Source organism: Dehalococcoidia bacterium (assembly GCA_040902535.1).
Classification (GTDB): domain Bacteria; phylum Chloroflexota; class Dehalococcoidia; order DSTF01; family JACRBR01; genus JBBDXD01.
In genome coordinates this window covers 64,901-86,749 of record JBBDXD010000017.1, presented here as the reverse complement: position 1 = coordinate 86,749, position 21,849 = coordinate 64,901, and the positions used below count along the sequence as shown (strand labels likewise).

Annotated in this window: 20 protein-coding genes; 4 read left to right on the top strand and 16 right to left on the bottom strand. The window is 64.5% G+C overall.

What is annotated here, in order from left to right; all coding sequences use genetic code 11:
• Window positions 1-150: 150 nt before the first annotated feature.
• From WEB52_08175 to WEB52_08140, 8 genes are all read right to left on the bottom strand, one after another.
• Window positions 151-666, bottom strand: coding sequence for a biotin/lipoyl-containing protein (locus tag WEB52_08175; GenBank protein MEX2226410.1), 516 nt, complete (start codon window positions 664-666; stop codon window positions 151-153).
• Entirely contained in the window at window positions 645-2,195 is a 1,551-nt protein-coding gene (accC, locus tag WEB52_08170; protein ID MEX2226409.1) for an acetyl-CoA carboxylase biotin carboxylase subunit, read from the bottom strand. The genes WEB52_08175 and accC overlap by 22 nt, the downstream gene beginning before the upstream one ends.
• A gap of 113 nt (window positions 2,196-2,308) precedes the next feature.
• Window positions 2,309-4,441: a glycogen debranching N-terminal domain-containing protein gene (locus tag WEB52_08165; GenBank protein MEX2226408.1), complete on the bottom strand. Its 2,133-nt coding sequence runs from the start codon at window positions 4,439-4,441 to the stop codon at window positions 2,309-2,311.
• 81 nt (window positions 4,442-4,522) lie between these two features.
• Complete coding sequence (locus WEB52_08160; protein ID MEX2226407.1) at window positions 4,523-4,777, bottom strand: hypothetical protein; 255 nt, start codon at window positions 4,775-4,777, stop codon at window positions 4,523-4,525.
• Window positions 4,778-4,784: 7 nt separating this feature from the next.
• A complete protein-coding gene (locus WEB52_08155) occupies window positions 4,785-5,900 on the bottom strand; it encodes a glycosyltransferase family 4 protein (GenBank protein MEX2226406.1) in 1,116 nt (371 codons plus the stop codon).
• Between the two features lie 216 nt (window positions 5,901-6,116).
• Complete coding sequence (locus tag WEB52_08150) at window positions 6,117-6,989, bottom strand: CoA-transferase (GenBank protein ID MEX2226405.1); 873 nt, start codon at window positions 6,987-6,989, stop codon at window positions 6,117-6,119.
• Between the two features lie 16 nt (window positions 6,990-7,005).
• Window positions 7,006-8,031 (bottom strand): LLM class F420-dependent oxidoreductase, encoded by a 1,026-nt coding sequence (locus WEB52_08145; GenBank protein MEX2226404.1) that lies wholly within the window; start codon window positions 8,029-8,031, stop codon window positions 7,006-7,008.
• On the bottom strand, window positions 8,028-8,999 hold the full coding sequence (locus WEB52_08140) for a CoA-transferase (protein ID MEX2226403.1): 972 nt from the start codon (window positions 8,997-8,999) through the stop codon (window positions 8,028-8,030). Before WEB52_08140 ends, WEB52_08145 begins: the two co-directional genes overlap by 4 nt.
• A 235-nt stretch (window positions 9,000-9,234) precedes the next feature.
• On the opposite strand from WEB52_08140, the gene WEB52_08135 reads away from it, so the two are divergent.
• From WEB52_08135 to WEB52_08120, 4 genes are all read left to right on the top strand, one after another.
• On the top strand, window positions 9,235-9,663 hold the full coding sequence (locus WEB52_08135; GenBank protein MEX2226402.1) for a hypothetical protein: 429 nt from the start codon (window positions 9,235-9,237) through the stop codon (window positions 9,661-9,663).
• Between the two features lie 206 nt (window positions 9,664-9,869).
• Entirely contained in the window at window positions 9,870-11,216 is a 1,347-nt protein-coding gene (locus WEB52_08130; GenBank protein ID MEX2226401.1) for an HD domain-containing phosphohydrolase, read from the top strand.
• A 111-nt stretch (window positions 11,217-11,327) separates the two neighbouring features.
• Complete coding sequence (locus WEB52_08125) at window positions 11,328-11,618, top strand: GYD domain-containing protein (protein MEX2226400.1); 291 nt, start codon at window positions 11,328-11,330, stop codon at window positions 11,616-11,618.
• Between the two features lie 12 nt (window positions 11,619-11,630).
• Entirely contained in the window at window positions 11,631-12,656 is a 1,026-nt protein-coding gene (locus tag WEB52_08120; protein ID MEX2226399.1) for a 1-acyl-sn-glycerol-3-phosphate acyltransferase, read from the top strand.
• 913 nt (window positions 12,657-13,569) lie between these two features.
• Here the strand turns inward: WEB52_08120 and WEB52_08115 are convergent.
• The 8 genes from WEB52_08115 to WEB52_08080 all read right to left on the bottom strand — a co-directional run bounded on the left by WEB52_08115 (window position 13,570) and on the right by WEB52_08080 (window position 21,817).
• The gene (locus tag WEB52_08115; protein MEX2226398.1) at window positions 13,570-14,199 is read right to left on the bottom strand and encodes a hypothetical protein; all 630 of its coding nucleotides are present in this window, start codon (window positions 14,197-14,199) and stop codon (window positions 13,570-13,572) included.
• Window positions 14,200-14,246: 47 nt separating this feature from the next.
• Window positions 14,247-16,475 carry a VWA domain-containing protein gene (locus WEB52_08110; GenBank protein ID MEX2226397.1) on the bottom strand — a complete coding sequence of 743 codons (2,229 nt, stop codon included), beginning with the start codon at window positions 16,473-16,475 and terminating at the stop codon, window positions 14,247-14,249.
• A 17-nt stretch (window positions 16,476-16,492) separates the two neighbouring features.
• Entirely contained in the window at window positions 16,493-16,897 is a 405-nt protein-coding gene (locus WEB52_08105) for a DUF5615 family PIN-like protein (protein MEX2226396.1), read from the bottom strand.
• Window positions 16,898-16,902: 5 nt separating this feature from the next.
• Window positions 16,903-17,244, bottom strand: a complete 342-nt coding sequence (locus WEB52_08100; protein MEX2226395.1) for a hypothetical protein — start codon at window positions 17,242-17,244, stop codon at window positions 16,903-16,905.
• A 3-nt stretch (window positions 17,245-17,247) separates the two neighbouring features.
• Complete coding sequence (locus tag WEB52_08095) at window positions 17,248-18,651, bottom strand: sigma 54-interacting transcriptional regulator (protein ID MEX2226394.1); 1,404 nt, start codon at window positions 18,649-18,651, stop codon at window positions 17,248-17,250.
• A 4-nt stretch (window positions 18,652-18,655) separates the two neighbouring features.
• A complete protein-coding gene (locus tag WEB52_08090; protein ID MEX2226393.1) occupies window positions 18,656-19,669 on the bottom strand; it encodes an AIR synthase related protein in 1,014 nt (337 codons plus the stop codon).
• Window positions 19,670-19,698: 29 nt separating this feature from the next.
• Window positions 19,699-20,166 (bottom strand): SRPBCC family protein, encoded by a 468-nt coding sequence (locus WEB52_08085; GenBank protein MEX2226392.1) that lies wholly within the window; start codon window positions 20,164-20,166, stop codon window positions 19,699-19,701.
• 262 nt (window positions 20,167-20,428) lie between these two features.
• Entirely contained in the window at window positions 20,429-21,817 is a 1,389-nt protein-coding gene (locus tag WEB52_08080; GenBank protein MEX2226391.1) for an aspartate ammonia-lyase, read from the bottom strand.
• Window positions 21,818-21,849: the final 32 nt, after the last annotated feature.

Sequence of the window (21,849 nt, the reverse complement as noted above, 5' to 3'; positions counted from 1 at the left end):
ACGAGGACTTCGCGGACGCGGATTTTCTCGTTGATGCGCAGGTCTTTAGCTATGGATCGCTCCTGTCTGAACGCGCTTCACAGATGTGAACTTCACTATAGGGGATTGGTCGGAACGCCTGCAATCAATCTGAAGAGGTCGTGGGCCTAACTACAGCAGCACAAGGAGCGGCGTCCCCTGGTCCACGCGCTGCCCGACGCTCACGTAGACGGCCTTCACCGTGCCCGCGCGCCTCGCGTGCAGCTCGTTCTGCATCTTCATCGCCTCGACGACGCACAGCACCTGCCCCTGCGCCACTTCGTCGTCCGCTGCGACGCGGATCTCCTGCACGATGCCGGCCATCGGCGACTTCAGCACCCACTCGCCGCTCGCATCAACATCGAGCGCGTCACCCGCGCCCGCGCCGCCCCGCCGCCCCGTCTGCGTGCCGACGTTGATCGTCCGCCCGCCGACGACGATGTGAAAGCCCGTCGGGCCTTCCTCCGCAAACACGTCATACGGCGCGTTGTCGACGATCAGCGAATAGCGCGCGCTGTCATTGATCCGCCGCAGGCTGACCTTCGCGACCTCGTCTCCGATCCTGACGCGGTATCCCTCTGCGCCGTCCGGCTCGACTTCGACCTCGTGGTCGTCGCTGCCGAGCCTCAGCCGATATTTCGCCGCCATCGCGCCCCTGTTTGGTTCATCGAAGAACGCTGGTCCACCAGCCGTGTATGTCCGGCGTCCCGCCAGCCATCAGCCGGCCCCTGGATGACCGCCGGCTGTGCGCCATTGCGGCTGCGCCGTTCATGCGACATCACGGCCGCCACCAGCAGCGCGACGCGGTCGTCGCCCGCGTCCGACGTCGGTTCCTGCATGGTGAACTCGCTGTCGAGAAAGCCCGTGTGTACGGCGCCGTCGACGAAACGCGCGTCGTCGAGCAACTGCAGGTGAAACGGTATGTTCGTCTGCACGCCGACGATCACGTACTCCCGGAGCGCGCGTTTCATGCGCGCGATCGCCTGCGTACGGTCCGTACCCCAGCAGATCAGCTTGGCGAGCATCGGGTCGTAGAAGTACGGGATCTCGATGCCGCCGAAAATCGAACTGTCGACGCGTACGCCGGGCCCGCTCGGCTCGCTGACGAAGCCGATGCGTCCCAATGAAGGCAAGTAGTTGTTATACGGATCCTCCGCCGCGATCCGGCACTCGATCGCCGCGCCGCGTAGCTGCACATCGTCCTGCGTGAACCCCAGCGGCTCCCCGGCGGCGATGCGGATCTGGTCGCGCACGAGGTCGCGTCCGGTGAGCCACTCCGTCACCGGGTGCTCCACCTGCAGGCGCGTGTTCACCTCAAGGAAGTAGAACTCCTTCGACGCCGGGTCGTACAGGAACTCGACCGTCCCCGCATTCGTGTACCCCGATGCCTTCGCCGCCGCGACGCCCGCCGCCATCATCCGCTCGCGCGTCGACTGGTCGATCACTGGCGATGGCGACTCCTCCAGCAGCTTCTGGTGACGCCGTTGCACGGAACACTCGCGCTCGCCGAGCGCCACCGCGTTACCGTGGTTGTCGGCCAGGATCTGAATCTCGACGTGGCGCACCGGCGACAGGTACCGCTCCAGGAATACGCCGCCGTCGCCGAACGCAGATTGTGCCTCGCTCGAAGCCGTCCGCACCGACCCCGCGACCTCGTCGGCGCTCTTCACCAGGCGGATGCCCTTGCCGCCGCCTCCGGCCGATGCCTTGATGAGCAGCGGAAAACCGATCTCGGGCGCCATGCGCACCGCGTCGTCAGCCTCGACGCGGCCCTCCGTACCCGGCACGACGGGCACGCCTGCGGCGATCATCGTGCGCCGCGCGTTCACCTTGTCACCCAACAGGACGACAGCTTCCGGCGTCGGTCCGATGAACGTGATGCCCGCATCGGCGCACGCCTGCGCGAACTCCGTGCGCTCGCTCAGGAATCCGTAGCCCGGGTGTACCGCATCGACGCCGGCTGCTTTCGCCACCTGCACTATGCGTCCGTAGTTCAGGTAACTTTCGAGCGGCGGCCCTTCACCGATCAGATACGCCTCGTCGGCGTACCGGACGTGAAGCATGTTGCGGTCGACCGTGGAGTACACCGCGACGGTGGCGATGCCCATTTCGCGGCACGTGCGCATGATCCGGAGGGCAATCTCGCCGCGATTGGCCACCAGGATTTTCTTGAACAACCCGCACTCCTGACAGTCGTGAGATAGGTGTTCTTAACATAGATCCGCGGGTGAGGGTAGGTTCGGACGCACCGATAGGCGCGCGCTGCGGCACGTATCTCGGGCGGCGCGCATTACGTTCCCGCTGGATGCCAACTCTTGCTGAACAAGACGTCGATGCCGCCCGTGGCCTCGAGCACTTCGACGCGCGTGTGCTCGCCGTCGCGCCGGTAGTGCAGAGACACTTCGCCCTCGCCCACGCGCAGGCCTCGCACGAGGACGAAGTTCAGCCATTCCGGCAACCGCGGATTGACGACGCGCAGCCTTCGTTCCGGCGCGTTCGCTTTCAGCCCGAGGATCGCCTGCATGATCAGCGGCATCGCGCCGGCCGCCCACGACTGCGGCCTGCAGGCCACCGGATACGGCACCGGCGGCCCGTGGTCGAGTCGCCGCTCGCCGCCAAACAACTCCGGCAGCCGGAAGTACTCGAACGACGTCGATGCGTCGTAGAGCGCGCTCGCGACGACGTTGAGCTCTTCCTCGAACCCGTACATCTTCAGTCCGAACGCGGCAACGCTGTTGTCGTGCGGCCACACCGTGCCGACGTGGTAGCCGATCGGGTTGAACCGCGGGTGACTCTCCGAAAGCGTCCGGATGCCCCACCCGCTGAACAGGTCGCGCGACAGCAGTCGTTCGGCCACATCACCTGCGTGCGACGCGTCAACGGCGCCCGCCCAGAGCGAATGTCCGGCATTGCTTGCCAGTGACCGGACCAACTGCCCCGCCCCATCGATGGCCATCGCGTAGTAGTGTTCGTCCGGCATCCAGAATTGCTCGTTGAACCGAAGGTGCAGCGCGTCGGCATCGCGCCGTAGTTCTGCCGCCAGTTCGTGCGCACCGAGGCGCTCGAGCACCGGCGCGATGCGCGTCTGTGCCGCGTACATGTAACCTTGCGCCTCGGCGAGCGCGATCGCCGCCGCCGCGAGCGTACCGTCGGCGTGCGCGATCGCGTCCCAGGAGTCTTTCCAACCCTGGTTCACCAGACCTCGCGCGGAATGCTTCTCGTAGGAGAGAAAACCATCGCCTTTGGCGTCGCCCCATTGCCGCATCCAGGCGATCGCCCGTTGGATCGAAGGCAGCAACGTGCGCAGGAACTCCAGGTCGCCCGTCCAGGCGAAGTACTCGCCCGCCAGCCACACGAACAACGGCGTCGAGTCGACCGAGCCGTAATACGGTCCGTAGGGAAGTTCGCCCGCCGCCGTTAGCTCGTCGAAGCGGAGTTCGTGCAGGATCTTGCCTGGCTCCTCGTCGCGCGTGTGGTCGTGGCCCGATCCCTGCCAGCGGCTGAGCAGCGTCAGGCACGCCCGGGCGATGTCTGGCTGATACGCCAGCATCTGCATGGACAGGATGCAACTGTCGCGCCCGAAGAATGCGTCGAACCACGGCGTGCCGGCCGCCGGATACGAAGAACCGTCGTGCGTCGTGCTCCACAGCATGCGGATGTCGTGCAGCGAACGCGTGAGCACGCGATTCAGGAAGGTGTTGTCCGTCGTGATCTCCGTGCCCCGGTCCATCCACCGCCGGTAATCCTCCGCGACCGCCTCCATGCGACGCGGTCGCGCCACGCGCGGTTCGTCCGTCGCGTGCAGATTGATCTCGAGCCTCACCGTCGCCACTTCGCGGTGCGGGAGCGTCAGGCGGAACAACGCGGTCGACGCGTCGATGTAATCCGGCTTTTCGTCAAACTCAACGCGCGTTGAACGAGATCGATGGTCGATGCCGCGGTAGCCGAACTGAATTGCGCGTTCCGTGATGCCGAACTCTGACATCGTCCCGACGTGCTCACGTCGATAGCCGCGCACGTCAAAGATATCCGCGAAGTCGGCGCCGAACTCGTATAGCAGATGAAGCAGTACCGGGAACGGATTGTAGTTTGTGATCGAAAGCGTCTCTTCGACGACATCCGCGATCACGCGTTGGCGCCGGATCTCGATGCTCCCCCGCTCGATGACACGTCCGATTGCGTCCGACATCGTCGGATTCGTCATCACCTGCTCCATCGCGTAACCCAGTTCCGCGGTCGAGAGCAGCATCACCGGGTGCGCGCCATTCAGCGTTAGCGTGTACGCCGAAAGATGTCGCGTGTCCGCGTGGTAGATGCCGAATCCCTGGTTGTTGCCGGCGGGCGCGTTGCCGCGGCGATCGCTGAGAAAGAAGATCGATCCTTCACGAATGATGAGAGCATCGCGGATGTCCTCGATGCCCATCGGCTCCCCTTCGGGGAGGATGTCCCACCCGCCGGTGATCGCCGGCTCCGATTCGGGACGATTGATCGCCTCGTCTCCTCTTCAGTCTGCGCGGCGCATCATCGCCGCCGCCGCCATATCGATGCGCAGTTCGGACTCGATGCCCGACACCTCATCGTGATGACGGATCAGATCTTCGAGCGCACGCGCCTGCGTCGCCGACGCCACCCTGCCGCGAATCGAGGCGATGCCGCCCCGGTAGTCCACGGTGACACCATCGCCCACGACGGAATGCGCGAACCTCGTCAGTGCCCGCGTCACAAGCCCGTCGTGCGATTGGTCGTCGTTGTATGTCATCTGCGCATCATGCAACGGCCAGTGCCGGATCGCTTTCGCCGTCCTTTCTCGAAGGTAGCACAGATTCCACCGGCACGCTGCCACGGCCCGAAGTGCCGGCTACGAGCGTCTCGTACAGCCGCTCGTACTCCTCGGCCATCGCGACGGGCGAAAAGTGCTCTCGAACATGCGCGCGGCAGCTTGCGGGGTCGATCCGGCCCACGTCTCGCACCGCCTCGACCATCTCGTCTACTGTGTCGACGACATAACCCGTCCGCCCGTGCGCGATGAGTTCCGGCGCTGCTCCCCGCCGCAGCGCAATCACGGGCGTGCCGCAGGCCATTGCCTCCGGCATCACGAGGCCGAACGGCTCTTCCCATGTCAGCGGCATCAGTACGCACTTCGCCTTGCCGTACAGCTTCCGCTTCTGCGAAGCGTCGGCCTCGCCGACGTACACGATCTGCTCGCCGTCGATGCGCTCGCGTATCACGTTCTCGAAGAATGTGCGGTCGTACCGGTCGACCTTCCCCGCCATGATCAGTCGCATGCCGAGTCGCTTCGCCACGTCTATCGCCAGGTGCGGGCCCTTCTCCGGCGCCATGCGGCCCAGGAACAGCAGGTCGCTCCCCTTTGTCGGTTCGAAGGGGAATGAGTCGACATCAACCGAGTTGTACACGTGCCCCAGGAAGCGTGCAGGGCCCTCGAACCGCAGGACGTGATGGTGTTGTGACCTGCTAATCGTGTTGTACGCGCCGCCGTATCGTTCCCAGATGAAGCGCGTGTCTGACGTCAGGAGGCAATGCATTGTCGTGAGGATGGGCACGCCGACGAGCGCGGACATAACCATCGCCGGTTCCCCGGCGTGGTTATGGATGATGTCGAAGTCTCTCCCGTGCCGCAGGGCGCTCGCGATGTGCTGCCAGTCATACGGCGATCGGTCCGTCAGGTCGTCAGCGCTGCGGAGGCTGCGGTCGTAGCTCGCAAACAGACGCGCCGATGTGGTCGAGTCGCCGGATGCGGCAAGCGTTACGTCGTGTCCGCGCTTCACGAGTTCTTCCGTGAGCAGGCTCACGACGTACTCCGTGCCTCCGTAGGCTGGCGGTGGCACGGATTCCCACAGCGGCGCGAGTTGTAGGATACGCATGTCGGTGCACCTCACATAAAGCGCGGTGCGCGGGTCACTGGCGACCCCACGCACAGGCTGGCAGGGGATAAGTAGGGAGCGGCCTGTTAAGAGAGATATCAGCGCACGCCGACGTTTGCAAGACACACGCCGTTGCAGTTCGTCGTCTGGCGTAGATGTTCATGTTCTGTGCAGGGAGGCCCTATGTTCCTGCAACACCGCACGCACGCAGCGTACTCATCCGTCGGTACGTACGTACGTTTCACCATCATACACCACCCACGCGCTGCGCTCCGCCGTGTTCTGGCCGCGCGGATCCAATTCCGTGCGCAGAAGGTGCAATTCCTCCTCGGTAGGCCCCTCGAGCGTCGCCACCTCGTCCGCAACGACAGGCGGATACTCGCATTCGGCAAGAACGTCGTCCACGCTGACCCACGGCGCGATCGCAACCAGCCGCAATTTCCGAGCGACCGTGTAGTCGTACACCGCCCACGGCGTCACGACGCGGAACGGACCCGTGTCCGATGGCAGCCCGGCACGCTCGCGCGCACCTTCACTGCCATCGAGAAACCCCGGCGACGAGATGAAATCCACCCGCTCCACGAACTTGCGCTTCTCCTGGTCCGTCATCAGGATCGTGCGCCAGCAGAGCGCCGCGATGGAATCCGCCCCACCCGGCCCGCCGAAGCGGCGCGCTCCCGCTCCGTACTCGCCGATCGCGGTCGAATTGATGTTGCCGTGCTGGTCCACCTGCAGCGTGTTGAGGATGCCATAATCCAGCAGGCCCAGTTGCGCGTGATTGCCCGCCGTGTTCATCGTGCCCCAGGCCAGCGCCCGGTATCCCGCCCGCGAACTCACCATCGTCATAACGGGCTCAAACGGCAGGAGCGGCTCCGGTGCGATGACGCCATCCTCCGTGATGTACTGCGCCCCGCGCGCATACAGCTTGATTGCGATCAGCACCGCGTACATCGGGCTGCCCCCGCCCGCCACCCAGTACGTCTTCCCGTCCTCCACCATCCGCGCGACGGTGCAAATCTGCATCTCACGCTCGTTGAACGACGTCGCCGGCGTCCCGCTCGCCCTGCGTATGCCCGGATCGATGGCCATCACTCCACCTCGATGTCTACAGCACCGCGTCCGCTATGGTGTTCAGCAATTGCGGCGGCCCGCCGACGAGCAGCGTCGTCACCAGCGATGCCTTCCACTCCTGCAGCTCATCCTTGATCTTGCCCATCGGCCCGATGAGGTACACGTCTTCGACCATCTTCGTCGGCACCGCCGCGATCGCCTCACGCTTCTGTCCGGCCAGGTACATCTGCTGAATCTTCGCGCATTCCGCCTCGTAGCCCATCCGCGCGAACACTTCATAATGAAAGTTCGCGCCCCGCGCTCCCATCCCGCCGATGTACAGCGCAAGCGTCGGGCGCACCGCGTCCGCGGCGGCTTCGACGTCGTCGTTCGGCACGATTGCGACCGCCGCCGCCACCTCAAAATCGCCGCTCGTGCGATGAGCGCCCTGGCGCGCGAACCCCTCCGCCAGCGCCTCACGATAGAACGGCTCGAGCCGTGGCGAGAAGAACACCGGCATCCAGCCGTCGGCGATCTCCGCCGTCATCGCGATGTTCTTGGGGCCTTCAGCGCCTAGATAGATCGGCAGGTCAGTTCGATACGGATGCACCGTCGACTTCAGCGGCTTGCCGAGTCCCATCCCGCCCGGATACGGCATCTGGTAGTGCTTCCCGGCGTACTCCACCGGTTCGTCGCGCGCGATGATGCGACGGATGATCTCGACGTACTCACGCGTGCGCTCGAGCGGCCGTGGATACGGACGCCCGTACCAGCCCTCGACCACCTGCGGCCCCGATGCCCCCAGCCCCAGGATGAACCTCCCGCCCGACAGGTGATCGAGCGTCATTGCCGCCATCGCCGTCGCCGCCGGCGTCCGCGCCGATATCTGCACGATCGACGTGCCCAGCTTGATCGTCGATGTCTTCGCGCCCCACCACGCGAGCGGCGTCAGCGCATCAGACCCGTACGCTTCCGCCGTCCAGAACGAATCGAACCCGAGCTTCTCCGCTTCGGCGATGCTCTCCTCGATGCCGCTCGGCGGTCCCGCAGTCCAGTATCCCGCCGTATACCCAAGCTTCACGCCCGGTACCCGTCGCTGATCGTCTCGTTCGCCCGCAGCTTCTCGAGCCGCTCCTGCCCGACCAGCGCCTCGAACATCTGCCCGTCGTCAGCGAACGGCGTCACGTACTTCGCGACGTACTCGCCGACGGCATCGCGCGAGATCGCGCCGAACGTCTCGATGACGCCCATCGTGTCGGACCCGTAGTAACCGCCGCAGTTCCCCGGCCACGCGCCGAACGGCGCGTGCACGACCGCATCGACCGCGTAATACGGGATGCTCGTGCGCCCCGGGTCGCGCCGGATCTCCTCCGTGTCGATGATCTCCTCCGCCGATACAATCACCTTCTTCGACGCCATCGCCGACTCTTCGTGGGCGATCCCCGTGCCGAACACGCGCGCGTTGCCGTACACGTCCGCCTGCTGCGCGTGGATGATCGCTACGTCGGGATTGAGCGCGGGCACGAGCGTGATCGGCTTCCCTGTGAACGGATCCTCGACGAGCTTCGCCCCCGAATATTCGAACCCGTCGGTCCCGCCGAACGACCGCACGGGCAGAAATGGCAGTCCCATTGCACCCGCTTGCAGCCGCAGCGTCATGACGACGTTGCTGTACTCGAACACCTCCAGCCGGCCGGCGCGTACGGCGTTGTCGATCGTCGCGCCCGGCCAGAAGAAGCCGCAGTCGACCTTCGTCGCGCAGCCCGCCCCCGCGAGCAACCCCACGTCGACGTACGTGAACTTGCCGCAGATCCAAAGATCCTTCTTCTGCTGACGGATCACTTCGCGGATCAGCGTCGACGGGCCGCGCTGAAAGTAGTTGCAGTCATAGACGAAATACTCGCCGTCGGCGACGAACCGCTCGATGGCGTCATGCGCGGACATGAGCTTCGGCGTCAGCGCGCGCTGCTTGTGGTCGCGCACGTACGCGCGAAATCCATCCGGGTCGACAGCCAGGTACTCGGCCTTGCCTGCAGCGAGTACGTGCATATGCGCAGAAGCTCCTCGAACGGGATCGGATGCGGCGACGCCATCATATCAGCGCCGATCACGCGGTCAAGAAGTGCTGCGCGCACTTCCATAAGTTGGCGGTGTTACCGGTTATTGCTGATTCACGTGATCGGTACGCCTATTCTCTCGACGGTACACCCCGCAACAGTAGCAGGGAGACACTGTGTTACCGAATCGATTCATCGCAATCGGCAGCATAATGCTCGCGGTGGGCATGCTCGTCGCAGTCCTTGGCGCCAACGTCGCTACGCAGGGCGCCGTGACGGTGTCCGCCGGGAACGGCACGTTCGTCCCGTCGCCGGATCCAACCGCTGGCGATCCTTGCGTCCAGGAGCAAACGGGGATCATCGCGTTCGGAGAGGTTTCGGGTGACTGCCCGGACCCCGGCCCGGGGCCCCGCCTCACACCCAGCCCCGCCGCGACGGATACGGCGGCCCCCGACCCAGACCCCACCGAGCCCCCGGCATCCGCTCCGACGAACACCCCTCCGGGTGATGCCGGCGCTGGCGGCGTCGCGCCGCCGAACACCGGCGACGGTACGGCCACGGTGAGTTCATCAACATGGCTGCTTCTCGCGGCCGGTCTCGTGCTCACCGTCGGCGGTGGCGGGCTCGTCGCCGTGGGCGCACGCCGCCGCCGATAGCCGTTCATAGCGCCCTGAAGCAGAAGGGCGCCCGCAGGAGCCCTTCATGCGTCCCGCCTATTCTTGACGCTCGCACCTAAATCGAATCTGGCTGCTCCGCTTTGGCCGCGGCTCCGCGGGTGCCTGCCCCCGAAAGTAAGGGATTTCCCCGCCGATACTTTCGTCGAGCAACCCGTCAGGCCGATTTGAATCTACGCGGAGCGCCCGTGGTCAGTGACAGCAGCCCCCCGCGCCGGCCCGTCCTCACGCTCGATGACCTGGCCCTGCCGGTCACGCGGCGTCCGGAGCGCCTGCACGCGCTCACCGCCGCCGAACTGGCCATCGGGCTCAGCCAGGGCCTCGACCTTGCCGAGGGCAAGCCCATCGGCCATGCTCAGCGCGTCTGTTACATCGCCACCAGTCTTGCCGACCGCATGGATATCTCGCCCGACCAGCGCGCCGGCGCCTACTTCGGCGCCCTCCTCCACGACATCGGCGTGACGCTCGCCGCGTCCGACATCTGTCGCGTCGCCGGCGTCGACGAGGAGACGATCTTCGGACCGATGCCGCTGCGCGCGGCCGAGGCTCGCGGCCCGTTCGCGTTCGCCGATCAGCACGACGTCGCCGATGCCGTCCACCAGCACTGCATGCTCGGCGCCGAAACGGTGCGCACACTCGATCTCGCCGATGAAGCGGCCTCCGCCGTGCTCGCACACCACGAGCGCTGGGACGGCGAAGGCTTCCCGCACGCCGCCGCCGGCGATGCCACTCCGCTGGAGGCGCGCATCGTGGCTGCCGCCGACCTCGCCGAGGTGATCATCGCCGCGGAGATCAGTTCGCTTGCGGCGCGAAGACGTTTTCCGCAGGCGGTCATAGAGTACGCGGGTACCGTCATCGATCCGGCCGTCGCCAAGACGTTGCTCGCGCTCGCGCGCTCCGACAACTTCTGGCTCGGGCTCTACTCCGAAGACCTGGCCGAGACGCTCAATGCCCTGCGCGGGCCCATCGATACGCGCAGGAGCAAGAAGCGCGTGATGCGCTTCGCCGAAGTGTTCGCCGACATCTCCGACGCCAAGGGCGGCCACACCGCGGGCCACTCCCGACGCACCGCCGACGGCGCCGAAAAACTGGCGACGGCGCTCGCGCTCGATCCCGATCACACCGAGATGATCCGCATCGGCGCCCTGCTGCACGACCTGGGCCTGCTCGGCGTCCCCGCACGCGTTATGTCGAAGCCTGACATCCTGTCTATCACCGAGATGCAGGTGATGCGGCAGCATCCGTCCAGCTCCGAGATGATCCTGCAGGGCCTGCCGGGGTTTGAAGAGGTAGCGACCTGGATCGCCCGTCACCACGAACGCCCCGATGGCAAGGGCTACCCCGAAATGCTCGCCGGCGACGACATCCCCCTCGAAGCGCGCATCATCGCCGTCGCCGATGTCTACTCGGCGCTCGTCAGCGAACGGCCGCACCGCGGCGCGCTCGGCTCGAAGGACGCCAAGCAGATCCTGCTCGGCGCCGCCGGCACCCAGCTCGATGTAGAGCTCGCGCGCCTGTTTTGCACCCTGATCTGAGTTAATTCACCGCGTCACTTTCGATGGCGGGCCCGCGCCGCTCTGGAATTCCGCCCTCGGCTGGAGTACGATCGTCTCCCACGATCAGGATGATCGGAAGGAAGGCGACAGATGGCCACCTACATCATGCTCAGCACCCTCACCGATGAAGGCCGCAAGACCCTCAAAGAGCGACCCGAGCGCCTCCAGGAAGTCAACCGCGAGATCGAGGCGATGGGCGCGCGCGTCCTGCAGCAGTACGCCGTGCTCGGCGGCTACGACTTCGTGAACATCCTCGAAGCCCCCGACAATGAGACGGTCGCACGCATCTCCGTCGAACTCGGCGCTCGCGGCACCGTCTCGCTCACCACCTTGCCTGCCCTGCCCGTCGATGCGTTCACCAAGATGCTCCAGCGCAAGTAAGGACAGGCGATCGTGGCGTGTTACGTCGTCTTCACCACCCTGACGTCCCAAGGACGTAAGCGCGTGCATGCCGATCCCGGCCGCGTCCGGGAGGTCACGCGCATCGCCGAGCACCTTGGCGCGCGAGTCACCGCGCAATACGCCACTCTCGGACCGTACGACTTCGTCACGATTATCGAAGCAGAGGACAACGCCGCCGTTCAGCTCATCCAATCCGAGATCGCCGGCCTCGGCACGACGCGCATGGTCGTCGCCCCGGCCATCGGTATGCATCGCTTCGTGAAGCTGCTGGAGATGCAGCCGTATCGTACGGAGCCGCATCGCTGGCAGACGTCGCTATGGGCGCGCACGTTGCGCCGTACCGGACGTCACTGGGTGATGACGCGCCACGTCAAACGCTACTGCAAACCGTTGAACGTCGAAGGCATCGAGAACCTGGCGAATCACAAGGGCGGCGCGATCGTGATCGCCAATCACAGCTCGCACTTCGATACGCCGGTTGTGCTCGCGGCGCTGCCGGAGCGCATTCGCAATCGCATCATCATCGCCGCGGCCGCGGACAAGTTCTATGCCAGCCGCAAGAAGCGCACCTGGTGGTACTCGTTGTTCCATGGCACCTTCCCCGTCGCGCGTGGCGGTGGCGTCAAGCAACTCGAGTACCCGCTGTCGCTGCTCAAGCGAAAGTGGTCGCTCCTGATCTACCCGGAAGGCGGCCGTTCCAAGTCGGGCCAGGTGCAACGCTTCAAGGTCGGCCCCACGATCATGGCCATGCAGGCGCACGTCCCGGTCATCCCCTTGTACATCGAAGGACTGCGCGAAGTCATGCCCAAGGGCGCCCGCAAGCCGCGCCCCGCATCCGTCAGCGTGCGTATCGGCGCGCCGGTCTCCGTCGAAGGCGTCACCTCCGTGTCCGATGGCACGAAGATGCTCGAAAACGCCATGCGCGAACTCGCTGGCATGCCGCCGCATCATCAGCCGGTACCCGCCGTACCCGACACGGAACTCGCCATGGCGAGCGCAAGCGGCGGCGGCGCCTAAACCCACCTGCAACGCCATCAGGTAACCGTGCGCCCGTGCGTCCGCCACAGATCATTCTGAGCGCGGCGAAATCCCGCCGTGCAACGCACCATCGGCGCCATTCGTCATTCAGAGCGAAGCGAAGAATCTCTCCGCACGCCAATCGACCTGCGGAGAAAGACGCCGCATAACGTCATCCTGAGCAACGCGAAGGATTCCGTCACGACCACCACCGTCGCACCCGCACACCAACGCCCCGCAATACCGTCATTCAGAGCGAAGCGAAGAATCTCTCCGCACGCCAATCGACCTGCGGAGAAAGACGCCGCATAACGTCATCCTGAGCAACGCGAAGGATTCCGTCACGACCACCACCGTCGCACCCGCACACCAACGCCCCGCAATACCGTCATTCAGAGCGAAGCGAAGAATCTCTCCGCACGACAAACACCCGCGCGCACACCCATCCGCTGAACATGCGTCATTCTGAGCGCGGCGAAGAATCTCTCTCGCCGCGACGATGCACTTTCAACTGACGACTGGCAACTGACAACTCGGCCGCACGAGCGGCCGTCACCTCCCCGTGACGTTCTTCCGCTTGTTCTGCACGTAGTCGACCAGGATGTACTGCCCAGCTTGTCCGCGGTCGAGTCGGTCAACTCCTAAGTTAATGTCCACACGTCCGAATACCCCAGGGGCGAGATCCGCGCGCAGATGCGCTGACGAGGCCGCCGCGAAGTCTAAGGCCCCGTCGTCATCCGGTGTGAAGATTCTCCAAAAGAACCTTTGCCTTCTGAAGTAGCAGAGTGAAGTAAGGGTGATGCGGCGGAAGGCGTTCGCCCACTGGCGCATTCTCAACATCGATTGCGATGGCCAGGCAACCGAGCGCGTGTTCGCGCGACGCCCATCGTTCGGTAGTGTCCCTGGACGCGTATTAGCGCCTGAAGTATCTTCGGGTTCTGGCTCTTCCTGAAGGCGTTTGCGGCCATGCCGCAGGTCGTTGTTCCGATGCCATGGTGTTCGGGAAAACCCGGTGCCCGTGCATCCATTCGATAAGGCGGTCGACGTACTTGTCGAGAAGCCCCATTTGGAGGAGGGCGTCCATTGCGTACTCGGCTTCTTCGACTGTGTTTGCGTGATCGAGAAACGGCGCGACGACATCCTCGTATTGCGAGCCCATGTAGGCGAGTGTCCAAAGAAGAAATCGGATGTCGTGCCTGGAGTCGGGATCGCGTACCTGATCCACCACGTACGCGCAGTCCGACGGGGAAGACAGGCCGGCCATGGCTCGCACGCGGAGCAAATGGAAGAATTCGCGTTGGGCTTCTTGCCCGCTATTAAGTGCCTCGTCGGCATCGTAGAGAGCCAAGTCGACGTCAGTGCAGTCTCCGTAGTCTGCCAATGCCGCGAACTGTGCGTGGATCTCGGAGTCCGTGACTGGTGTGGTGATCTCCAATAGCTCGCGGCCCGCCTCGTCATGGGCGACGCCGACGTAGAGATCGCCGATCCGTTCGATGAAAACCCACATACCTGCATCACCGAACAGGCCTTCCGCCGGCGCCACTTACAACTTACAACTGAAAACTGAAACAGTCCGCGCGCAGCGCGCGCCTACGTCCCCTTGACGTTCTTGCGCTTGTTCTGCACGTAGTCGACCAGGATGTACTGCCCGAGCTTGTCCGGAGTCGTGTAGAAGACGCGCCCCTTGTTGATCTTCGCGACCTGGTTCACGAACTCCTTCAGGTAGTAGTTCCTGTCGAGCATGAACGTGTTGATCGTGATGCCCTTCTGCGTCGCCCGCTTCACTTCCTTCAGCGTCTCGCGGATCGTGATCGGGCTCGGCGGATACGCGAAGTACGAACGTCCGCGCTCGAGGTGCGCCGTCGGCTCACCGTCGGAGATCATGATGATCTGCCGCGTGCCGTTCTTGTGCTTGGCAAGCAGGTTCTGCGCCAGCATCAGCGCATGGTGCATGTTCGTACCCAGCACCGACTCGTCCCAGCGCACGTACGGCAATTGCTCCGCCTGCAGCTCTCGCGCGTACGCCGAAAACCCGATGATGTACAGGCTGTCGCGGCTGAACTGGCTGCGGATCAGATTGTTCAGCGCCAGTGCTACTTTCTTTGCCGCCTGGAACGAGCCGCGCAGCGCCATCGACCACGAGAGGTCTACCATCATCACGGTCGCCGTCTGCGTCAGCTGTTCCGAGCGGTAGACCTCGAAGTCGTCCTTGTCGAGCCGCACCGGCAGCGAAGGCCCCTCGCGGCGCAGCGAATTCATGATCGTCTTGTCGAGCGCCAGGTGGAACGGGTCGCCGAACTCGTACTTCTTCGTATCGTCGGCGCGCTCGCCGCCACGGCCATTGTCTCGCACGGCGTGCTTGCCGAACGAATCCTGCTTGAGCTGCGAGTAGATCTCGCCGAGCGCCTTCTGGCCGATTTTGCGCGTGCCGCGCGGCGTCAATTCCCAGTTGTTGCCCTTGCGACGGATGTAGCCGGACTGCTCCAGGATCTCCAGGAACTTCTTCAGCTGGTCGAGCGTCTCCGACGCTTCTTCCCCGAGCAGCTCGCGCAGCTTCTCCTCGTCAATGTCGTCGATGTCGCCGCCGTATTGCGTGCGCTCGAGCTGACGCTCCAGGTCGTCCATCGACTGCATCTCGTCCATCAGCCGCATCGCCTGGTTGAGATCGATCTCCTCGTCGCCGCGGAACGGATATTGATTGCGCATGTCGCGCATCGGCGACAGGAACTCCAAATTGGACGCCAGCTCCGAAAGCTCCGACTGCAGCTCCGGATCGCCGACCTTATCGGAAAGCAACTCCTGCAACTGCTGGCGCATGTCGCCCGGCAAGCTATCGAGCAGGTTCTGCATCTGCGAGATCTGCGACTGCATTTGCGCCACGAGTTCATCCAGCGACTGCGGCGGATTCGGCCCGAACAGATCGCCGTACTTCTGCATGAACCCGTCGAAGTCCGGCTCCCCGCCCGCCAGCCGGTCGCTGAGCATCTGGTTGAGGTCCTTGACCATCTGCTTCATGCGCGCCATGTCTTCCGGCGACATGTTCGCGATCTGGTTGTACATGTCCTTGAAGAAGGTCTCCGTCATCGCCTTCTTCAACGACTCCATCAACTCGTTGAACTTGTGCTGCGCTTCCGGATCCATGAACTCGTAGTTCTGGAGTTCCTTCACTGCGCCCGGCATGTCCTGGGGCAGATTGGAGAGGAAGTTCTTCTTGCGGTTCGCGATGTTCTCCAGCATCTTCGCGAACTGGTCCTGGTCGCCGCCCTGCTGCCCCGACTGCGACGGTCCGCCTTCACCCGGCTGGCCGCCCTGCTGCGAACCCTGCGCGCCCGACATCGAAGGCTGGCCCGGCGTGCCCTGCTGCTGTTGTCCGCTCTGCGCCTGGCCCGACTGCGGCTGACCACCTTGCGGCTGACCGCTCTGCTCTCCGGAAGGCTGCTGGCCTCCCTGCGGCTGTGACGATGCGTCATCCGAGGGCGGCTGGTCGCCGGTCGCCTCTTGCAGCCGCCGGTCGATCGTGTTGCGCTCCATGTCGAGCAACTCGTCGAGCTGCCGCTTGATGTCGTCCATCACCGACGAGAGATTGAAGCGGTCCAGCGTATTGCGCCGCTGCTGGCGAAGTTGCTGCAGCAGATCGCGCAAGCCCTGCAGCCGGTTGCCGGTGTTATCGCGCATGCCGCGCTGGAGCAGGTTGCGCATGGCGTGTTGCAGGTCCCCGAAGTTCATTAGGTCGTCGGTGAGCGCTTCCAGCACGTCGTCCGGATCGAGCGGCGGAATCTCCTGCGTGCCGTCCCATTCGCTGTATCGCCAGGCGACCATATGCGCGTCCTCCGGGGTCAGGCGTCTTCAGATCGCCTTTGATCCGTTTGCCACTTACCGCTGCCAGGATTCCATCGTAACAGGCGGCCGGGAATGACGTCAGATCCGAGTCTATCTATCAAGTTCGGTAACCAAGTTTCTGGAGTAAGGTTTCGTGCCGGTGTCGCGGTCAGGATGCCCGGATGCGGTTCATCGACGAGCCGCAAGGCATGGAGCGTCGTCCACAGCTTATGGAGGTAATCGAAGTCGCGCCGGTTGAACGTGATTAGAATTCGTCGTTGATCGACGGCCTCGCGAAAATGCCAGGCATCGGTGCGACTCCTACGGTTGCTGTCCTCTACCACCGAAAGCACATCGAGGCCCTGTGCCCGAAGCGGCGATGCAAAATTGCCTACGTTCTCATCGATGTACAGGCGAGCCATGAACCCTAGGCGGGTTGCAGCTCCTCCCCTATGCGCTGATCGATTGACTCCTTAGCCATCGGGCTATTCTCATAGAACCACAGAGCGTTCTCAAGATCCTCTCGAGTCAGGACGCTCTCGAAGTCGCGCAGCAGCTTCTCGCGGTTCCCCTGCTCGCTGACGTTAAGCCACAAAATAACCATCCATGCCTTGATGCCGGAGTCTCCGACTCGCACGTTCAGCGGGCTAGGAACATCGTTGCCCTGGTACTCGCCGCGAACCCAGATGCGACCACGCCCTTCGAGCGAACCGTGCACTACCTCGGATTGTCCGTCGCGAGCAAAATACGTGAAGACGTCCTCACTCATTTCTTACCCACGGTACTGCACGCGCCCGCCGATGCGATCCTTGTTCAGGCGCTTGTTCAGGTGCAGCCCCTCCAGCACGAACTCCATCGCGCTCGCAACCAGCGCCGGATTCTCGCCCGTATCGAGCTTCGCAACAGCCTTGGCGAGCCCGTCGATCGACTTCATCAGCTCGACGTACTGCACGGAACTCATGCCGTCGCTCACTTCCGCCGAAAGCCCCGCCTTGAAGCGCGTCACCACGTCCTCCAGGTCGACGACGTTGAAGTAGCGGTTGAACACCGCCACCACCGCCCCCTGGATCAGCTTCTCGATGATCTGTTCTTCCTTGCCGTCTTCGACCGTCTCAAATTCGACCTTGCCGCTGATCGTCGGGATGACGAACGGCAGGTCGCTCACCCGCGGCACCACGTCGTTCTCGCCAAGACGGATGCTGCGCCGCATCGCGTTCGCCAGCAGGCTCTCGTAGTCCGCGATCGAAGCGCGCACCGATACGCCGGACCGCTGGTTCACGTCGGGGCTGCGGCGGGCGAGTCGCGTGATCTCCGCGACGATCTCCTTCATGTAGTGCGGGACGCTGACCTTGTAATCCGCATCCTCGAATGCCGAGCTCTCCTGCTCCATGATGTCGATCTCGTGCTCGACGTTGCGCGGGTAGTGCGTCCGGATCTGCGCGCCGTAGCGGTCCTTCAGCGGCGTGATGATGCGACCCCGGTTCGTGTAGTCCTCCGGGTTCGCCGTAGCGACAACAAGCACGTCGAGCGGCATGCGGATGTGATAGCCGCGGATCTGCACGTCGCGCTCTTCCATGATGTTCAGCAGTCCGACCTGGATGCGCTCCGCCAAGTCCGGCAACTCGTTGATGCAGAAGATGCCGCGGTTCGTGCGCGGGATCAGCCCGTAGTGAATCGTCAACTCGTCCGCCAGGTAGCGTCCTTCGGCGACCTTGATCGGGTCGACTTCGCCGATCAGGTCCGCGATCGTGATATCCGGCGTCGCGAGCTTCTCACCGTACCGGCGGTCGCGGCCGATCCACTCGATCTCAAGGTTGTCGCCCTCCTGCTCGATCCGTCCGCGACTGGCGTTTGTGATCGGCTCGAACGGGCTCTCGTTCAGTTCGCTCCCTGCGATGATCGGCATCGCTTCATCGAGCAGGTTCACAAGGTTGCGGATGATGCGCGACTTCGCCTGTCCGCGCTCGCCCAGGAAGATAATGTCCTGCCCCGAGAGGATCGCGTTCTCGAGTTGCGGCACCACCGACTCTTCGTACCCGTAGATGCCGTCGAACATCTGCGCGCCGTTGCGGATGCGCGTGATCAGGTTGTTGCGCATCTCCTCTTTGACGCTGAGCGGGCGGTACCCCGACTGCTTGAGTTCGCCGAGTGTCCGTGCTTGGCCTTCGGACGTCATACACCTATTCCTTCCGGGGTACTCTCTCTCGGTCCGTCTCGACGACATCATAGAACCGCGCCAGTTCGTCGCGGTCAAACGTGGGCAGAGGCGAAGCTGATTCCTCGGCACCCATTATAACCCTCGCGTCTCCCCGTTCGACCGTGCCGATGATTCTTCCATCGATCGTAACCCGCGCCAGTTCCGACGTCACAGCCGCGACATGCTCGCGTCCGATGATCGCCAGCAGCGCCCCCGATGACAGCAGCCCCATCGGGTCGAGTCCAAGGGCGCCGCAGATTGCGCGCGTGTCCTCAAATATCGGTACGGCCTCCAGGTCGATGCGAATCGTCCGTTCCGCCGCCTCCGCCATCTCGTAGAGCGCCGTCGCCAGGCCTCCCTCCGTCGGATCGTGCATCAGTCGCGGCTTCGCAGCGCGGCGCACCGCACGCGCATCCTCGACGACGCTGATTCCGGGTGCGAACAGCATGTCCCGCGCCCGCTCGATCGTCCGTGCGTCCACGCCGCGCATCGCCAACGCATCAGCCGACTCGCGGGCGAGTAGCGCCGTGCCCTCGATGGCAATGCCCTTCGTGATCATCACGACGTCTCCGTCTTCGATGCCGTCCCCGCTCACGATGTCATCGCGCGCGGCCTCCCCGAACATCGCGCCGACCACGATCGGGCGGTCGAGCCCGATCGTCACCTCCGTGTGCCCGCCGACCAGCGCGACGCCGAGGTTCTCGCACGCGTCCAGCAACTGGCGGAATATCTCGGAAGGAAGTGCGTCGGCGACGCCGTCAGGCAGCAGCGCCGTCGCCAGCATCCATTGCGGCTCGGCGCCCATGCACGCGATGTCGTTTGCATTGACGTTTACTGCGTACCAACCTGCCAGCTCCGTCGCGAACGTGATCGGGTCGGTCTTCGCGACGAGCACGCGGCCGTTGCCGATGTCGATCACCGCCGCATCGCGCCCGATGCCCGGTCCGACAAGCACGCGCGGATCCGCCGGGATGCCGCGCAGGAGTTGCGCAAGCATCGACGAGGGGATCTTCCCCGTTCGCAACGTCACGTCCCGGCGGACGCGCGCCGCACGACGTGTCCGTTGAATGCATCGATGATCTCGGGAAGTAATCGGCGCGCACCGAAGTTGAGGCCCGTGCCCACCACCAGGTCGCCGATGATCCCCTGCCCCTGTGCGCCGATCTCGAGGTCCAGCCGGCAGCCTTCCTCGTCGTCCGCAAGTTCAAACAACAGGTAGGCCGCAGCCACGCCGCGCGACAACGGAACGTTCGAGTCAACGTGCTCGCACCTCAGCAGCGAAGGCGCGGCAAACCGCGAGATCTGCCAGCGCGTCCACTCGTCCGGCCGCTCGCCGATGCCGACGAGTTCCATGCCGTCGCGCGGATCGTCCGCGTTGAATCGCAGTTCGCTGAGGTTGGGGAACCACTCCGGCCACGAGCCGAAATCCGTCAGCACCGTCCAGATGAACGACGAAGGCGCGTCGTATTCCTGCGACGTGTAGTAAGCAGCCATCGCGGAACTGTAGCTGGCGCGGTTTCACTACGCACGACCCTGCGGCCGAGATCCGATCTGCAGTCACGGGATCTGCTCAGAGCGGAGCGGCAGATATGAACGTCATTCTGAGCGAAGCGAAGAATCCCGTCTTGCAACGCACGTGTCCTCCTACCGAGCGCGGGCTGAAAGCCCGCGCGGCGCATAACCCACCAAAGCGTCAGGTCAAACCACCAACCATGGTCAACCAACGACCAGCGACCAGCCACCAGCGACCAGGCGACTAAGCGCGCGGCTCCGTCAACGACCCCGGGTCAAACAGCCGCGCCAGCTCCTCCTCCGTCGCCAGCTTCTGCCGCCGCACCAGTTCGACGATCGTTTCCCCCGTGCGCGCCGACTCCTGCGCCACCTTCGCTGCTGCCTCGTACCCGATGAGCGGATTCAGCACCGTCGCCATCCCCACGCTCGCCTCGAAGTAGTAGCGCGCGCGTGCCTCGTCGGCGGTGATGCCGCGCACGCACTTCTCGGCGAGCGCTCGCGATCCGTTCGTGAGGATCTCGATCGACTGCAGCAGGTTGTGCGCGATCACGGGCATCATGACGTTCAGCTCTAGCTGGCCCGCTTGCGTCGCGAGCGCGATCGTCGTGTCGTTGCCCGCGACTTGAAAGCACACCATGTTCACCATCTCCGGAATGACCGGGTTGACCTTGCCGGGCATGATCGACGACCCGGGCTGCAGAGCGGGCAATTGGATCTCCGCGAGTCCCGTGCGCGGACCGGAGCTGAGCAACCGCAGATCGTTGGCGATCTGCGTCAGGTCGAGCGCCGTCGTGCGTAACGCGGAGGACGCGTGCGCGAAGTCCGCCATCGACGCCGCGACCGACACGAGGTTGCCCGCCGGTCGCACGTCGAGCCCGGAACCTTCGGCGAGCGCCGCCGCGACCGTCGCCGCGTAGTCCGGATGCGTGTTCATGCCCGTGCCGGCCGCCGTGCCGCCAAGGTTGATCTCCTGCAGGTACGCGAAAGCTTCCTCGACGCGCTGCGCGTCGCGCCGCACGGTCCACGCGTATGCCGAGAACTCCTGCCCCAGGCGGATCGGCACGGCGTCCTGCAGGTGCGTGCGCGCCGACTTGAGAATGCCGTCGAACTCGCGTCCCTTCTCGTCGAGCGCCTCCGCGAGCGATCGCAGCGCGTCGAGCAGCGCCGGCGCCATCGAGAGAGCCGCCACCCGGATCGATGCGGGCACGGTGTCGTTCGTCGACTGGCTCATGTTCACGTGGTCGTTCGGATGCACCGGGTCGTACGCACCCCGCTTGCCGCCGAGGATCTCGTTCGCGCGGTTGGCGATCACCTCGTTCGCGTTCATGTTGTGCGACGTCCCGGCGCCTGCCTGGAACACGTCCACGACGAACTCGTCGCCCATCTTCCCATCGATGATCTCGCGCGCCGCCCGCTCGATCGCCTCCGCCCGCCGCTCATCCAGCTTGCCAAGCTTCGCGTTCGCGTTCGCGGAAGCGAGCTTTACCAGCGCCGTCGCTCGGATCAACGCCGGATGCGCACGCATGCCGGAGATGTGGAAGTTGTCGACGGCGCGCTGCGTCTGCGCCCCGTAGTGCGCATCCGCCGGCACCTGCACGTCGCCCAGTGAGTCGTGTTCGCGGCGAGTGGTCATGGCAGCCACCTCCGCCGGAAGCGTACCGCCAT

Bases quoted from the DNA above. Each gene is read 5' to 3' on its own strand.
- WEB52_08085 (MEX2226392.1), bottom strand. From the start codon at position 20,166: ATGGCTGCTTACTACACGTCGCAGGAATACGACGCGCCTTCGTCGTTC.
- WEB52_08165 (MEX2226408.1), bottom strand. From the start codon at position 4,441: ATGGGCATCGAGGACATCCGCGATGCTCTCATCATTCGTGAAGGATCG.
- WEB52_08125 (MEX2226400.1), top strand. From the start codon at position 11,328: ATGGCCACCTACATCATGCTCAGCACCCTCACCGATGAAGGCCGCAAG.
- WEB52_08080 (MEX2226391.1), bottom strand. From the start codon at position 21,817: ATGACCACTCGCCGCGAACACGACTCACTGGGCGACGTGCAGGTGCCG.
- WEB52_08160 (MEX2226407.1), bottom strand. From the start codon at position 4,777: ATGACATACAACGACGACCAATCGCACGACGGGCTTGTGACGCGGGCA.
- WEB52_08110 (MEX2226397.1), bottom strand. From the start codon at position 16,475: ATGGTCGCCTGGCGATACAGCGAATGGGACGGCACGCAGGAGATTCCG.
- WEB52_08100 (MEX2226395.1), bottom strand. From the start codon at position 17,244: ATGAGTGAGGACGTCTTCACGTATTTTGCTCGCGACGGACAATCCGAG.
- WEB52_08155 (MEX2226406.1), bottom strand. From the start codon at position 5,900: ATGCGTATCCTACAACTCGCGCCGCTGTGGGAATCCGTGCCACCGCCA.
- WEB52_08140 (MEX2226403.1), bottom strand. From the start codon at position 8,999: ATGCACGTACTCGCTGCAGGCAAGGCCGAGTACCTGGCTGTCGACCCG.
- WEB52_08150 (MEX2226405.1), bottom strand. From the start codon at position 6,989: ATGGCCATCGATCCGGGCATACGCAGGGCGAGCGGGACGCCGGCGACG.
- WEB52_08135 (MEX2226402.1), top strand. From the start codon at position 9,235: ATGCTCGTCGCAGTCCTTGGCGCCAACGTCGCTACGCAGGGCGCCGTG.
- WEB52_08090 (MEX2226393.1), bottom strand. From the start codon at position 19,669: ATGCTTGCGCAACTCCTGCGCGGCATCCCGGCGGATCCGCGCGTGCTT.
- WEB52_08095 (MEX2226394.1), bottom strand. From the start codon at position 18,651: ATGACGTCCGAAGGCCAAGCACGGACACTCGGCGAACTCAAGCAGTCG.
- WEB52_08175 (MEX2226410.1), bottom strand. From the start codon at position 666: ATGGCGGCGAAATATCGGCTGAGGCTCGGCAGCGACGACCACGAGGTC.
- WEB52_08105 (MEX2226396.1), bottom strand. From the start codon at position 16,897: ATGGCTCGCCTGTACATCGATGAGAACGTAGGCAATTTTGCATCGCCG.